This window comes from Candidatus Eisenbacteria bacterium (assembly GCA_030017955.1).
GTDB lineage: Bacteria > Eisenbacteria > RBG-16-71-46 > JASEGR01 > JASEGR01 > JASEGR01.
In genome coordinates this window covers 1-12,685 of the sequence record JASEGR010000034.1, presented here as the reverse complement: position 1 = coordinate 12,685, position 12,685 = coordinate 1, and the positions used below count along the sequence as shown (strand labels likewise).

The window sequence follows — 12,685 nt, the reverse complement described above, 5'->3', positions numbered from 1 at the left end:
GAATTGCTGCGGAAAGCCAATGAAGAAGGTTGCGAAGAAGTAGTTTCCTGCCGCCAGCATGGAGCCCCAGGGCATATTCCTGTCTTGGGGCTCTTTCATTCACAGCGACATCTCATATATGCTGACAATGTCCTTCACTGAAAGTCGCTTCGCTCCCCCGAGGAATCCATCCCGGCCGTAAATCCTCACTGCATCTTCTGCCATCCTGGTGAATTTCGAGCTGTCTATTCCAATATCCTTAAGCCTCCATGCAGAGCCGTTTTGCTTTATCCATTTTCTCACGGCCTTGACGGTCTCAAGAGCAATATCAAGGTCTTTCTTCTTGGCTGAACCGATTCCAAAGACTCTCCTGCCGAGCTGGGCAAATTTCCTGGGTCTTGCCCGGCAACAGTACTCCATCCAATTCGGAAGAATAATCCCGAGGCCGGCGCCGTGGCTTATGTCGTAGTGTGCGCTTAATGAATGTTGAATGCAGTGCACTGGGAATGCGCCTTCTCTGCCGGCGCTTGGGAATCCGCAAAGCGCGATTGCGGAGCACCAGGACAAGTTTGCTCTCGCATCCAGATTCTTCGGATTCGTTACGCACAGCGGGAGGTTCTCCATTACTGTGAGAATGAGACCTTCAGTTACTCTGTCCTGAAAGGGGGCCTCAGCCGTTCCATTCAAATAGGATTCGAGAACGTGAACGATGATGTCGATCCCGCCGTCCCTGGCGTACTCCTCGTTGACGGTAAACGTGAGCTCCGGATCAACTATCGAGATTCTTGGAAAAAGGCATTCGCCTCCGATTATTGCCTTCTCCTTTGTCTCCCAGTTAGTGATCACGCCGCCTGAGTCTGCCTCGCTCCCGGTCGCGGCAAGTGTGGGGACCAGGATGATTGGAAGTGCTTTCTCGGGCCTTATGTACGGTTTCTCTTTTCCTGTCCTTATGTACCTCCAGATGTCTCCCGGGTCGAGAGCGGCAACAGCAATGGCTTTTGCCGCGTCCATCGGACTTCCGCCCCCGAGGCCAATCACCATTTCCACTTTCTTCTCGTGAGCAAGAATCCCCGCCTCATTTACCGTTGACGTCCTTGGATTAGGTTCGATTTTGTCGAAAACGATTGCCTCAACGCCTTCCTTCTTCAACAACGAAAGCACTTTCTTGAGGAGGCCCGTTTCCTTGGTGCTCTTCCTGCCGGTGACAACTATTGCCTTCTTGCCAAGCGTTCTTGCCTCTTCCCCGATTCTCCCGATCTCGCCGGCACCAAAGATTATTCTTGTTGGCAGATAGAATTCAAAGTTATCCATGCCGATCATTTTGCCTCAACCATGCCCCTGTTTCAATCGAAATCGGCCAGGCCTGAGGGAGCCTTTTGTCCAATCCGGCCCGTCATCGCTTCTACTGTTTTCCTTGCGTGCGAAAGAACGAAGGATTAGCATACTCGCGAGGGAACATCGCATGAACATTGTGCTCACAATTGGCGGCTCGGATCCCAGCAGTGGGGCTGGAATTCAGTCTGATATCAAAACATTCCAGTCTCTTGGCACCTACGGAGTCTCTGTCATCACAGCAATAACCTCCCAGAATGCGTCCAGTTTCATGGACTTTGTTCCGGTAGGCAGGAAGGTTATCCGCTCTCAGTTCCAGTCAGTCATCAGCGGTTTCAGTTTGAGTGCCGCGAAGACCGGCATGCTGGGAACCGCCGAAATCATTGAAGAAATCGCCGAGCTTCTTCATGGGGACCCGGCTTTCCCGCTTGTCATAGATCCGGTGATATTTTCCGGGACGGGAGCAAGGCTTCTCGATGAGAAAGCCCTCTACCCTCTCAAGAAACTTCTTGTCCCGATCTCATCTCTCGTGAGTCCAAATCTCCATGAAGCGGCAATCCTTTCCGGAAGAGAAGTCTCTGACAGGAGACAGATGGCGGACGCTGCTAAGGCAATCTTTGATCTTGGAGCGAAGGCGGTGGTTGTAAAAGGCGGTCATCTCGAGGATGATGCAGTTGACATCTTCTTTGATGGAAGAATGGTTGTTCCGCTGACCGGGAAGAGAGTGCCGGTGAAGAATGTTCATGGGACCGGGTGCGTTTTTTCTGCCGCGGCGGCCTCGTTCCTCGCCTCGGGTGATGACACTCTATCCTCGGTCAAGAAGGCAAAGAAGTTTGCCCTCAGGACCATCATCGGGAGTTTCGAGTCGGGAACAGGGGCCAGGCTTCCAGCGCACCCCATTGGGCATCAAAGATAGCGGGTGGTTGTCGCCCAGACGCGATCGAGAAGCCCAATTCTCCCTTTCGCAGCAGAATTGCCTTTCCGCCCCAGATCAAAGGGTGTCCTGATGCGGCCCGAAGCAGCTGTTTCCCTGCTCTTGACAAAGGAAATGCTTTTGAGAATACTGACGCACGGTACGGATTTCCGGGATGTGCGGGGCTCAAGTAGAACATCTCCACCGTTTTTGAGTTTGACTCTGATCGGGAAAGGAGAGTGAACGGAGTGGCAAGGAAAAAAGCCGGAAGGAAGCCGCGGAGGAAAGCTGCGGGTAAGAAGAAAATCGTGAAGAAGATCAGGAGAAAGAAAGTGAGCCGGAGGAAGCCGGCGAGAAAGAGAGCTCCCAAAAGAAAAGCTGCCAGGAGGAAAGTTGCGCGCAAGAAGGTTGTGAGGAAGAGAGCTCCCAGGAAGAAGGCTGCGAAGAAGAAAGTCGCAAAGAAAAGGCCGGCCAAGAAGACAAAGAAGAGGATGGCAAAACCGGTTGCGAGGAAAGCGTCCGTGAAGAGAGAGGTGGCTCCTGGAGTCTTGACGGAGGAGACACCTCCACCGTCACTGATGGAGCCGGACATTACTGAGGATCTGCCACCTTTGACCGACGCGGACGACTATCCGGAGTGGTAGGCTTTTTGGGAAATCTCTGAGAAAAGGTCTTGATTTCGGAAGTTTTCCCCTGTAATATTCGTTGAGTTTTTGGGAAGCTACGGTGTGGATTACTGCCCGGTTTGATCCGGGAAGGGACCAGCGCCTGCCACGACATCAGATCCCATGGGCCTACGATACGTGTTTGAACCTTGGGGATGAGTGGGGGAGTCAAACGGAGGGAAGAGAAGATGGCAATGGTGATTCTTGAGGAGTGTATCGCGTGTGATGCATGCAAGCCTGACTGTCCAACCCAGGCAATCGCTGAAGGAAATCCTTATGTGATTGACCCTGAGAAGTGCAATGAATGCGCAGATACGGGCGGCAACGCTCAATGTGTTGAGATTTGCCCCGTGGATTGCATAATAAAGAAGGAATAAGGTCCCGCAGCACGAGCTCCCTCTCCCCGAACAGGGGAGGGGGTTTTTTTAATCGGGGACACCCATAACCGTGGGTGTCCCCGAACTACGCTAGAACTTGACCTCGAAATGAGTGAAGACTTGGTGGGTCTTCTCAAGGGCGATTCCATGCGAATCCTTGAGAAATGGCTCAGTCACGCTCCTGTTCTTTTGGGAAATGCTCACTCCCTGATAGTCAAACGCGCATCTCACGTTCTTTGCCATCTGCCGCGAAACACCCAGGAACATTCTCGTCCTGGCATTGTCTCCGCCGTTCTTACCCATGTTGGGATCCCACGAATCAAAGCGAGTGAAAAACGTGCAGTCCTTCGTCTGTCCTCCGCAGCCCGGAGAGAATGAGAAGCAGAGTGAGTATCCTCTGGCGCTGACATCGCCGGTTGAGCTCTCGTTTGATGTATTGTTCAATTCAAAGCCGAGATTGAAAGACGGGCGCAGGTAGCCTGCTCCAACGTTCCATACGTCCCTTCGGTAATCCTTTCCCGAAGCCCTCGAATACCCCTTCCTCAAGTATCCCTGTACCGTGAAGAATTTCCACATTGGGTTCTTGTTTGCGGGCAAAAGCTGGACAAGCGCCGAAATGTCCTTGTACTTGTTATCTTCCCGCCTAGCGTATGACGGTCCGTTTTGAGCCTGAATCTGGACGCTGCCAAATCCCCGGGGCAGATCCCTCAAGAGAGAAACTCCCAGGTCCGCAGGGGACAGCCCGCCATCCAAATCAATTTGAACTCTTTCGACAAATCTGTAACCCCAAAATGCTTCTGACTTTCCCGTCAAGGCCTCAGGCTGCATGCCAAAACGGATTGTGGTGTTGGGAAGGATATTTGTGATGTCAAGATAGGCGAACTTCATCCTTACTCCCCAACCTTCGTAGTAACGAGGGATGGTCAGGGCAATGGTCGTGTCACTGTAGCCGGGGCGCTGCACTTTGAAGCTAACCTGGTCGGCACTGGTTTTCGAATAGACATCGGTTGTGGCCCTGAGTTTTACGTTTGGGGTGATTTTGGAGCCAAAATCGAAGTACGCTCTTTGAACGTCAAACTCACCATAGGACTTGCCATATCCCAAATCGGTCAAGTCCAACCGGAAGTTGGTGAAGAGCTGACCACCTGCGGTGACCCCGGCGTGGGCAGCCGAAGCGGAAGCAAGACAGGCAATAGCCAGCAGGACACTGAAAACCAGACTTCTGCTCATACAAGCACCCCCAATCTTGTTATGGGTGAAACTGTGCGAATACGATAGTTTCGGATCCCCCTCACCCTCCCCTCACCTTGATCCTCTCCCCGGAAGGGAGAGGGAAGGGTGAGGGGGTCTTCAAAAACTGTGCTTCAACAAAATCCGACAAAAGCTTGATCTCGTGTCTTTCAAACTTCTTGGAGCTCCACTTCACGCCGCAACGATACCGGAAATGTATTTTCGATGAAGGGCCAGAAAAAGTGATGCGCGGTGTTTTCTCCTTTCTGTACCCCTCTGCAATCACGATGTCGAGATCATTGAGATACCTGGCGGCTAGTTTGTCAAGCTGTCTTGATGTGCCGCGGACCATGAGAACGTGGGATCTCGGTCCGGTAAGGACAACTTTCTCGGCTCCTGCCCGGCTGTGCCTCCAGCTATCCTTCCCCTTCTTGTCCAGGTGGTATCCATGAGCCGTATGCTTCACCGTGCCGACCCTGTATCCTCTCTTTGTCAGGTTGCGGACGACCTTCTCTATCAGGGATGTCTTGCCCGACCCGCTTGGACCACAGACCAGTATAACCGGAGGGGTCGATCCTCCAGTCTTCCGCTTCCTCCGGCCAGTGTTTTTGTTGTGGCTGCCCGGGGATTTCATTTCAACCGAATCATGATTCGAGCTCTTCCGCAAGCTCAACCGCCTCAGCCAGGAAGGATGCTTCATCGGGCGAGAGATAACCTGATTCCGTCAGGAAAGCCTTGACAAGCTTGAGAGGTATTTCTTCGAAGCAGATGTTCTTAACGCTCACGTTCGGGAGTGCGAAATTCACAATCTCACCCGGATCTCTTTCTTCGATTCTGAGAAGAGGAGTCCTTGCTGAGATGAACTTGCTTGTCTCGCAAAGGCAATAGACCGGCACATTATGTTCTCTGGCAACCAGGCAAATCGGGTAGGTGCCGGCTTTGTTTATGAAACTCCTCTCCGTCACAGCATCACACCCGATGAGGAGAATATCCGAGCGCGATAGAAAGACTGGGAGAACCGAATCCGTAACGAGAATGGTATCGATTCCCGAGTTTGAGAGCTTTTTCGCCAGAAGTATCCCCTCAAACACCGGTCTTCCCTCGGAGAGAACGACACGCACCCTCTTCCCCTCCTCTCTTGCTTTGATAAGGCTCCTCTCGACAAGGGAACTCCTTGAAAAGGTTGAGATCACCATTCCATCCGAGATAAGATCACTGGCCAGCGCGGTTATCTTTCGTGCACTCAGTTCAGCCGTCTTTGTATTGTCATCAAGGAAAGCCAGGAGATGAATCCTTGCTTCATCCAGTGAGGCACTCTCTCTTGTCAAGAGGGCACTCTTGTGGACAACCATGCTTGCGAGATTGAGGAGTGACGCGAAGGAAGGCTCTCGTGCTGCCAGCTCTCTGGCAGAGTGAATAAGCTCTTTCGACAGGGCTTCACAGGTGTCGGCCTTGGAGTTCTTGATCAGGTCGGCAAAGAACCGGATGGAGTCAAGCGTAATCTCTGATGCCCCGGAGATTCGATCTTTTCCAGGCCGGTTCACTTAGATTGGCTCGTTGCTGGGGAGAGGGACACTACCTCTTCAAGTTGTCTTGGGTCTCCCCCGGTGCTTTCTGAGCATGGGAAGCAGGGCTGGCCCTTGATGATTCTCCCGAATGAGTCGGCGCCGTCTTCTTACCTTCCAGATTATCGTTTATTCGCCCGGCAAGAGATGTCGCATCATAGGCGCTGCTCAGCTGACAGAGGATATAGCCGGAAAGACCAATCATCCTACCAATCGAGGTCACAGGATCTCCAAGATAACTGGAAAAAGCGATCACAGTTACTGAGCTGAGCGCAGCCATGAAGAATCCGTCCGATGTTCCAATATCGGTGTTGTAGGCATGGCCCAGGCCAGGCACGAGGAGGGAAGCAACGCCTGCAAGTCCTGCATTTCGAGGAGGAATCAGGGGCTTGAGCCGAGTCCTCTGGTAAGAAGCGTCCTCGTCAGAGGTGACCAAGACGATCGAAAGAGATTCCTGAACCCCGGCGTACACCCAGATCGACTCGGCAGGGACCATCCACGAAAGTGCCGTACTGTCGAGGCCAAGCTGTTCAAAAGGACTCACTGGAGGAGCCGGCGCAGGAGCCCCGTACGAGACACAAGGAAGAACCGAAAAAGCAACAAGAAAGGCACAGACAGAGAGCAGTTTCTTCATGGTTTGATCTCCGTGAAACCAGTCAGGGAGCTCAGGGTTCCCTAGAGTGATGGTAGCGACAACAAAAAGGTATTCTAGACATCGTGGAGACTCGTGTCAAGCAACCGGATTGACTCATAATAAAAGTACTCGAAATGGGTTCGTTGCCTCAAAAATAAAAAGTATTCGAAATGTATCTGGCGTAACCTCTGAGGGCCGCGTGGAGGAGCCGATGCCGGCTGTAGCTCCGGATTGGCGGATGTGGAGAACCTTGACAATGATGGCAGTGCTTTGATGTACTCCTCGTGAGATGATGAAAAAGCTGCTCGTAACCACGGGAATATGTACCTTTGTTCTTCTTTGCCTGATTGCAACCGGCTTCTGCGCTGTTGATAAGCCCGTGGCGACCAGAGAGGAGCTATCAGGTTCGGTAGGCCGTGCTGTCTCTCTGAAGACTCTGCAGGATAAGGTTGAGGCTTGTGCGACAAAGAGAACGTGCCCGGATGAATATCTTCAGTTGTGCGGTATCAAGAAAATCCTGGGATACGTGTTAGATGGAACCAACAAGGATATCATCCTGATTGGACAAACTGACCGGACGTCTCCTCCGCTTTATCTCGAAGACTTCGTGGTCGCTCTCAGAAATACGTGGTTTCTCTATGCTACGAAACAGGGCAACACCCGTTACTATTCGGCGCCCGGCTGCTCGATAGACCCAGACCCGAGAGTGCTGAACGAGCTCCAGCAAATGGCCGGCAAGATAGGGAGCAGTCCGGATCTTGCTTCGGTGAGGGAGAACTTCAAAGAGTGGCAGGGGATATGCCGCCAGCCGCAGCAAGTAAGGGTCCTGGGTATTCCCCATGACACCAGGTTCGCCAAGGTCATGGTAGAAGCAGACTACTACATGAAGAGACTTGTGGATGGTTCCGTTGACCTTGGAATCCCCGGATTCGAGAGCCTCTCCGGCATGACCCTGAATGTTCTTCGCGAAGACAGCAGGAATAGCAGGCCGATGTCGGTCCCGCTATCGTTCCTCAACAGGTTCTGGTTCTATCCCGGCGAGAGCAGCTTCACACAGGACAAGGGGGTGACATACATCAACAAGTTTGAAGTAGGACTCCTCAGTGAAGAAGAGTTTCTTACCGAAAGGGGAGAAGTGGCGGGGACCGGAAAACCAAATCCGCTGGCCGGAAAGTTTGCCAAGAACTTCTCGGAACAATATGCGGCGATTGCTGGAATGAAGCCGATCTACGCTGAACTCGAAGGGCTGTTCCGATTTGTGGCTCTCACGAAAATCATGAAGGAGAAAGATGCGATTACAGAGTCGGGAATGAATCTCGACTATCTGATGAACAACTATCCTGTAAGCGGCGCTCAGGTCGACGAGACTCTTCCGGGCATTCAGAACATGAAGGAGTTCAGTGATACAACCTGGACCAAGGATGGATACATCACACACTATGTGTGGCTGCCGACCTGCGGGGGAGTATCCATCGATGCGAAGATCCAGGGCAAAGATATCGTCTGGGACAAAACGGGAAGACTTCTTGAAATCCGAAAGAACGTGCTAAGTGCCAGACGAACCTCCGACGCAGTTTCCTGGGACTTCCCTGCGGTCCGGAAGCTCAGAACCCTCGAGTGAACACATCGGGATCGGATGAGAATCCGTCCCGCATGCTGACGCCTCCCAACGCGTGCCGGCCCGATGGATGTCAGTCCTTTGTTATGCCCTTCCTGGGTATGCTCAGACTGCGTTCTGGTTGTTCAAGCTGAGTGCGGAAACTTTTGGGGAGGAATGGATAGACGGCCTTTGAGCTTGTGAGAATCCTTGATGAAAGCTTTGAATCTGAGATCAACTTCTGAGTGTTGGCGACCGGGAATTTCAGAAGAACAGCGAGGATGATACCGGAGATGAAAACAGATCTTGCGAAGCCAAGAACCCCGCCGGCAAGGGTATTGAGACATCCAAGAGGAACAGCCGGGATCCCCTTGGTGAGAAGTTTCAAGAATCTTCCAACAATCACGAGGCTTACGATGAAAATCACAAAGAACGCAATAACCTCGCCCCAATTCCCAGGAATTCTTCTTGGAACAAATGGTTCCACCAGGGAATATGCCCTCGGAGAGAAAAAAATAGCTATCAAGGCGGCCACGATTCCGCCAATCTCGACAAGGAAGCCGCGAACGAGCCCCCTTATTGCACTGAAGCCAATGTAGATAAGAAGAACCCAGTCAAGAATATTGAATTGCATCAGATACTCACCCAATGCAGTTTGAAAGCCGGAATAGAATCACGGACTTCGCCAAGAAAGCCTTGAGACGGTCCGCGCGCTACTTCGCCTGGCGAAAAATCTCAACGAGATCATCCTCGATGGTTGTCTTGGGTGTCTCGACTATCCTCCCAACCTCTCTGTTTCCCTGATAGACTATGAACGTCGGGACTCTCTTTATGTCTTTCCCTTTCTCTTTTCCCGAAGGGGTCGTCATCTTCCTATCGACGCCGATATACCTGGCGTTGATGAGAGGATTCGAGACTTTTTCAAGGAGTTTGATCAGCTTCGGAACATGTTTCTCACTGTCCGGGCACCATGTTCCGAGATATGCCTCGATCACGGTCGGAGTTTTCACCGCACTGAGGAACGAAACTGCTTTCTCGCTCGGTTTGTATTGATCGTAGGAGTCGCTGAACGCCCTGTTGATATCCAGAATTGGGCGGGGTTTGAGCGTTTCCACAAGCACCACCTCTTCTTCTTTCTTTCCCATACTTTCCTTTATCTCTCTCGCCTCCTTTGAATTTGGTGCTGCCGCGAGGACTATCTTGTAGTATCCAACCGCATCAAACTCTCTTCCGAGCTTCATCCTCAATATGTCTCCGATCTTCTTGTAGATATCAAACCTGCGCGAGTCGAGTTTGATCACCCCTTTGTAAGCATCGACTGCGTCTTCGTACCGATTTGTTTCCTCGTACAGTTTGCCCAGTTCTTCACGTGGAGTCGTGGCAAGACTGTCGAGCTGGATTGCCTTCCGGAAACTCCTCACGGCATCGTCAACCTTTCCCGTTTCAGCAAAAGTCTTTCCGAGTTCGAGAACAAGTTCCGGATTCCGGGGCTCCGACTTCACTGCCTCGGCCAGGAGATTGGCTGCTTCGTTAGGCATTTTGTTCGCCCTGTAGACGAGCGCCGCCTCCTTCAGCAGCTTGGCATTTCTTGGCTCTTTCTTAAGGAGTAGAAGATATTCAGATATGCTTTGGTCGTATTTCTTCTCAGCTGCCAGTGCCCTTGCCTTTTTCAAATCTTGAGCGGCGGCAGGAGCGAAGAGAAGAACAGAGAAAACGAATAGCAGAGACAAGAGGACTGCTGCTCGCCGCCAGAACACATAACTCAGCATGTTTTGGACCCTCCTTTGGCTTTCACTTTTCTGAATAGGCTATCTCCCCGCCGATGATGACCAGTTTTGCTCTGGTCTTTAGAGCAAGCGGGTCACCGTCAAACACGACGAGGTCTGCATCTTTACCCGGCTCAATGCTTCCCACCCTGCTTTGAACGCCCAGAATTTCGGCGGCATCAATCGTAAGTGCGCGAAGGGCAGCATTCCGGTCAAGTCCGTTGGCGACCGCAAATGCCGCTTCGATTGGAAGCGATTCAACCGAATGACTCGATCCGGTCTGAAAAGCAATCTTGACACCTTTCTGATTCAAGATAGCCGCGTTCTTCAATGAAGCGTTGAGTTTCTCCATGCTTGAAGGCGCTGTTCTCACCGGGCCAACGATCACGGGTATTTTCCTGGCGGCGATTTCGTCAGCTATGAGATGTGCCTCAGTAGCGCGGCTGAGGATGAGCTTGAGATTAAGCTCGGATGCAAGTCTCATGGCCGTGGCGATATCACTTGCCCTGTGGCAGTCAACGACCAGAGGCATCTCGCCCGATAGAACTCCACGAAGAGACTCCATCTCCATATCTTTTTCCGAGTCCCTGAATTCTCTGTCCAGTTTCTTCTCCTGGAAGTTCTTCATTCTTGCCACGTAGGCCTGCGCCCTGAGCAGTGCATCTCTCAGGACTGATGCTTCCCCCATTCTGGTCGAAGGTTTTCTCCCTTTCTTGGAATAGATTCCTTTCGGCCGCTCACCGATTGATGCCTGCATTCCACAAGAAGATTTGACAAGCATCTTGTCAACAATGTTTCCATTGAGTTTGAGAAAAGCGCCTTGCCCGCCCACGACATTGTCGTCGCCTGGACAAATGAAGGCCGAGGTCACGCCCCCCTTCCTTGCGTCTTCGAAAGACTTGTCAGCGGGATTTATCCCATCCTCGGCTCTGAGAGACGGGGTGATCGGATCGGTTGACTCATCAAGGTCGACGATTGAGGGCACCGTCGAAAGGCCGACGAGTCCGATGTAGCAGTGCGCATCAATCATGCCGGGCATAAGCGTCCCGTCCGGAAACTCGAACACCTTCGCATCAGGAGGTGCCTTGACCGAGTCCCAGCTCGCAGTGGAGACAATCTTGCCGTCCTTTATGATTACAGCGGCCCTGGAGATCGCGCCATTGGTCATTGTCATGACAGTCCCTGCTTTTATCACCAGCGAAGCCGGGAACGCGGACCCCGATGAGAAGACAGAGAGTATGAGAGAGAAAGCAAGGATGAGAAAGACAAAACTGAATCCGGACTTTCTGGACATAAGATAGATTCCTCCTTTAGTCAGCCTCATAAGCAAGGTTTCCGTTGACATAAACTCTTTCCACGCGGCTTTGAATATCGAAGGGGTCGCCGCTAAGAACTACGACATCTGCATCTTTCCCTTTTTCCAGACTTCCGATCTGCTTGTCCAGCCTCAGGATCTCGGCGGCGTTTATCGTGATTGCTTTAAGAGCTTCCTGGGCTGGCAGTCCATATTTTTCCGCGATTGCCGCTGAGTAAAGAAGATATCTGTCCTCGATAGCAGGATGGTCGTTATGTATTGCAACTTTCACCCCTGCCTTGTAGAGAAATGCGGCGTTCTCCAGTACCATGTCCTGATTCTCCTGCTTGCCGCCTCCGCCAAGAGTAGCAAAGACCGTGACAGGAACCTTCCGCTTGGCTATTTCGTCGGCAACGTTGTATCCTTCGGTGCAGTGTATCAGCATCTGCAGGTCAAACTTGAACTCATCAGAGAGCCGGAAGATAGTCATTATGTCATCTGCCCTGTGGCAATGCACCTGGACCGGAATTTCTCTACGCAGGACCTTGACAAGAGCTTCGAGCGCAAGGTCCTTGTCCGGCGGAGCTTCACTTTTGTCACTTTTTACCCAGGTTTCCCACTTTCTCGTGTAGTTGTTCGCTTTGGTGAATGCTTCGCGCAGAGTCGCCGCAACACCCATCCTTGATTCGGGCTGCTGATTCCGGTGACCGTAGACCCTCTTCGGGTTTTCACCGAAGGCCATCTTCATGGCGGAACTGTTCGGGATGAGCATTTCTTCTGCTGTTTTCCCCCAAAGCTTGAACGCAGCTCCCTGCCCGCCGATAACGTTCGCGCTTCCGGGAACACAGAATACGGTTGTAACACCGCCGGAGAGCGCAAGCTTGATGGCGGGATCTTTAGAATTGAATGCGTCAATCACCCTGAGCTGCGGAGTTATCGGGTCGGTCGCTTCGTTCCCCTCGCTGTTTGCCTCGATTTCAGGATAACTGTAAAGGCCCAGGTGTGAATGCGTTTCGACCAGTCCGGGGATCACCACTCTTCCTGTTCCGTCAACAACCTCAACATCTTTTGACAGCTTGAGGTCGTTCCCGATATCTTTTATCTTCCCGTTTTGAAAGATTATCGTGCCATTCACGATGATACCCTTTGTCACCGTGTAGATTGTGGCTCCCTTCACTGCGATCGGTCTCTCCTGTGCGAAGACTGAGGAAGCCACAAAGAATATGAGCAGAAAGACAATTCGAATGAAGATCATCTTGTCAAAACCTCCTTTTACTCCTCTCCCCAAGGGGGGAGAGGTGGGTGAGGGGGTCCTTTGAGTCGCATGACTGCC

Annotated in this window: 13 protein-coding genes; 4 read left to right on the top strand and 9 right to left on the bottom strand. The window is 52.0% G+C overall.

Annotated features, from left to right (window positions below; translation table 11 throughout):
- Positions 1–99 precede the first annotated feature (99 nt).
- A complete protein-coding gene (locus QME66_07145) occupies positions 100–1,290 on the bottom strand; it encodes an iron-containing alcohol dehydrogenase (GenBank protein ID MDI6808741.1) in 1,191 nt (396 codons plus the stop codon).
- Between the two features lie 151 nt (positions 1,291–1,441).
- Here QME66_07145 and thiD point away from each other — a divergent pair, with 151 nt between their 5' ends.
- The 3 genes from thiD (at position 1,442) to QME66_07130 (ending at position 3,266) form a co-directional block, all read left to right on the top strand.
- The gene (gene thiD, locus QME66_07140) at positions 1,442–2,227 is read left to right on the top strand and encodes a bifunctional hydroxymethylpyrimidine kinase/phosphomethylpyrimidine kinase (GenBank protein ID MDI6808740.1); all 786 of its coding nucleotides are present in this window, start codon (positions 1,442–1,444) and stop codon (positions 2,225–2,227) included.
- 245 nt (positions 2,228–2,472) lie between these two features.
- A complete protein-coding gene (locus QME66_07135; GenBank protein ID MDI6808739.1) occupies positions 2,473–2,868 on the top strand; it encodes a hypothetical protein in 396 nt (131 codons plus the stop codon).
- A gap of 209 nt (positions 2,869–3,077) precedes the next feature.
- Positions 3,078–3,266 carry a 4Fe-4S binding protein gene (locus tag QME66_07130; GenBank protein ID MDI6808738.1) on the top strand — a complete coding sequence of 63 codons (189 nt, stop codon included), beginning with the start codon at positions 3,078–3,080 and terminating at the stop codon, positions 3,264–3,266.
- A gap of 90 nt (positions 3,267–3,356) precedes the next feature.
- On the opposite strand, the gene QME66_07125 is transcribed toward QME66_07130, so the two are convergent.
- From QME66_07125 to QME66_07110, 4 genes are all read right to left on the bottom strand, one after another.
- The gene (locus tag QME66_07125) at positions 3,357–4,496 is read right to left on the bottom strand and encodes a hypothetical protein (GenBank protein ID MDI6808737.1); all 1,140 of its coding nucleotides are present in this window, start codon (positions 4,494–4,496) and stop codon (positions 3,357–3,359) included.
- Between the two features lie 61 nt (positions 4,497–4,557).
- Complete coding sequence (gene mobB / locus QME66_07120) at positions 4,558–5,130, bottom strand: molybdopterin-guanine dinucleotide biosynthesis protein B (protein ID MDI6808736.1); 573 nt, start codon at positions 5,128–5,130, stop codon at positions 4,558–4,560.
- A gap of 10 nt (positions 5,131–5,140) precedes the next feature.
- Entirely contained in the window at positions 5,141–6,040 is a 900-nt protein-coding gene (locus QME66_07115; GenBank protein MDI6808735.1) for a translation initiation factor eIF-2B, read from the bottom strand.
- 31 nt (positions 6,041–6,071) lie between these two features.
- Positions 6,072–6,695, bottom strand: a complete 624-nt coding sequence (locus QME66_07110) for a hypothetical protein (protein ID MDI6808734.1) — start codon at positions 6,693–6,695, stop codon at positions 6,072–6,074.
- A gap of 289 nt (positions 6,696–6,984) precedes the next feature.
- Here QME66_07110 and QME66_07105 point away from each other — a divergent pair, with 289 nt between their 5' ends.
- Complete coding sequence (locus QME66_07105) at positions 6,985–8,316, top strand: DUF1598 domain-containing protein (GenBank protein ID MDI6808733.1); 1,332 nt, start codon at positions 6,985–6,987, stop codon at positions 8,314–8,316.
- Positions 8,317–8,386: 70 nt separating this feature from the next.
- Here QME66_07105 and QME66_07100 read toward each other — a convergent pair whose 3' ends face one another.
- The 4 genes from QME66_07100 to QME66_07085 all read right to left on the bottom strand — a co-directional run bounded on the left by QME66_07100 (position 8,387) and on the right by QME66_07085 (position 12,607).
- Positions 8,387–8,926 carry a CvpA family protein gene (locus QME66_07100; GenBank protein ID MDI6808732.1) on the bottom strand — a complete coding sequence of 180 codons (540 nt, stop codon included), beginning with the start codon at positions 8,924–8,926 and terminating at the stop codon, positions 8,387–8,389.
- 79 nt (positions 8,927–9,005) lie between these two features.
- Positions 9,006–10,061, bottom strand: a complete 1,056-nt coding sequence (locus QME66_07095) for a tetratricopeptide repeat protein (GenBank protein MDI6808731.1) — start codon at positions 10,059–10,061, stop codon at positions 9,006–9,008.
- A 22-nt stretch (positions 10,062–10,083) separates the two neighbouring features.
- A complete protein-coding gene (locus tag QME66_07090) occupies positions 10,084–11,352 on the bottom strand; it encodes an amidohydrolase family protein (protein MDI6808730.1) in 1,269 nt (422 codons plus the stop codon).
- A gap of 16 nt (positions 11,353–11,368) precedes the next feature.
- Complete coding sequence (locus tag QME66_07085) at positions 11,369–12,607, bottom strand: amidohydrolase (protein MDI6808729.1); 1,239 nt, start codon at positions 12,605–12,607, stop codon at positions 11,369–11,371.
- Positions 12,608–12,685 lie beyond the last annotated feature (78 nt).

Coding starts and splice junctions, on each gene's coding strand:
- QME66_07145 (MDI6808741.1), bottom strand. CDS start 1,290: ATGGATAACTTTGAATTCTATCTGCCAACAAGAATAATCTTTGGTGCC.
- thiD (MDI6808740.1), top strand. CDS start 1,442: ATGAACATTGTGCTCACAATTGGCGGCTCGGATCCCAGCAGTGGGGCT.
- QME66_07130 (MDI6808738.1), top strand. CDS start 3,078: ATGGCAATGGTGATTCTTGAGGAGTGTATCGCGTGTGATGCATGCAAG.
- QME66_07125 (MDI6808737.1), bottom strand. CDS start 4,496: ATGAGCAGAAGTCTGGTTTTCAGTGTCCTGCTGGCTATTGCCTGTCTT.
- mobB (MDI6808736.1), bottom strand. CDS start 5,130: ATGAAATCCCCGGGCAGCCACAACAAAAACACTGGCCGGAGGAAGCGG.
- QME66_07110 (MDI6808734.1), bottom strand. CDS start 6,695: ATGAAGAAACTGCTCTCTGTCTGTGCCTTTCTTGTTGCTTTTTCGGTT.
- QME66_07105 (MDI6808733.1), top strand. CDS start 6,985: ATGATGAAAAAGCTGCTCGTAACCACGGGAATATGTACCTTTGTTCTT.
- QME66_07100 (MDI6808732.1), bottom strand. CDS start 8,926: ATGCAATTCAATATTCTTGACTGGGTTCTTCTTATCTACATTGGCTTC.
- QME66_07095 (MDI6808731.1), bottom strand. CDS start 10,061: ATGCTGAGTTATGTGTTCTGGCGGCGAGCAGCAGTCCTCTTGTCTCTG.
- QME66_07090 (MDI6808730.1), bottom strand. CDS start 11,352: ATGTCCAGAAAGTCCGGATTCAGTTTTGTCTTTCTCATCCTTGCTTTC.
- QME66_07085 (MDI6808729.1), bottom strand. CDS start 12,607: ATGATCTTCATTCGAATTGTCTTTCTGCTCATATTCTTTGTGGCTTCC.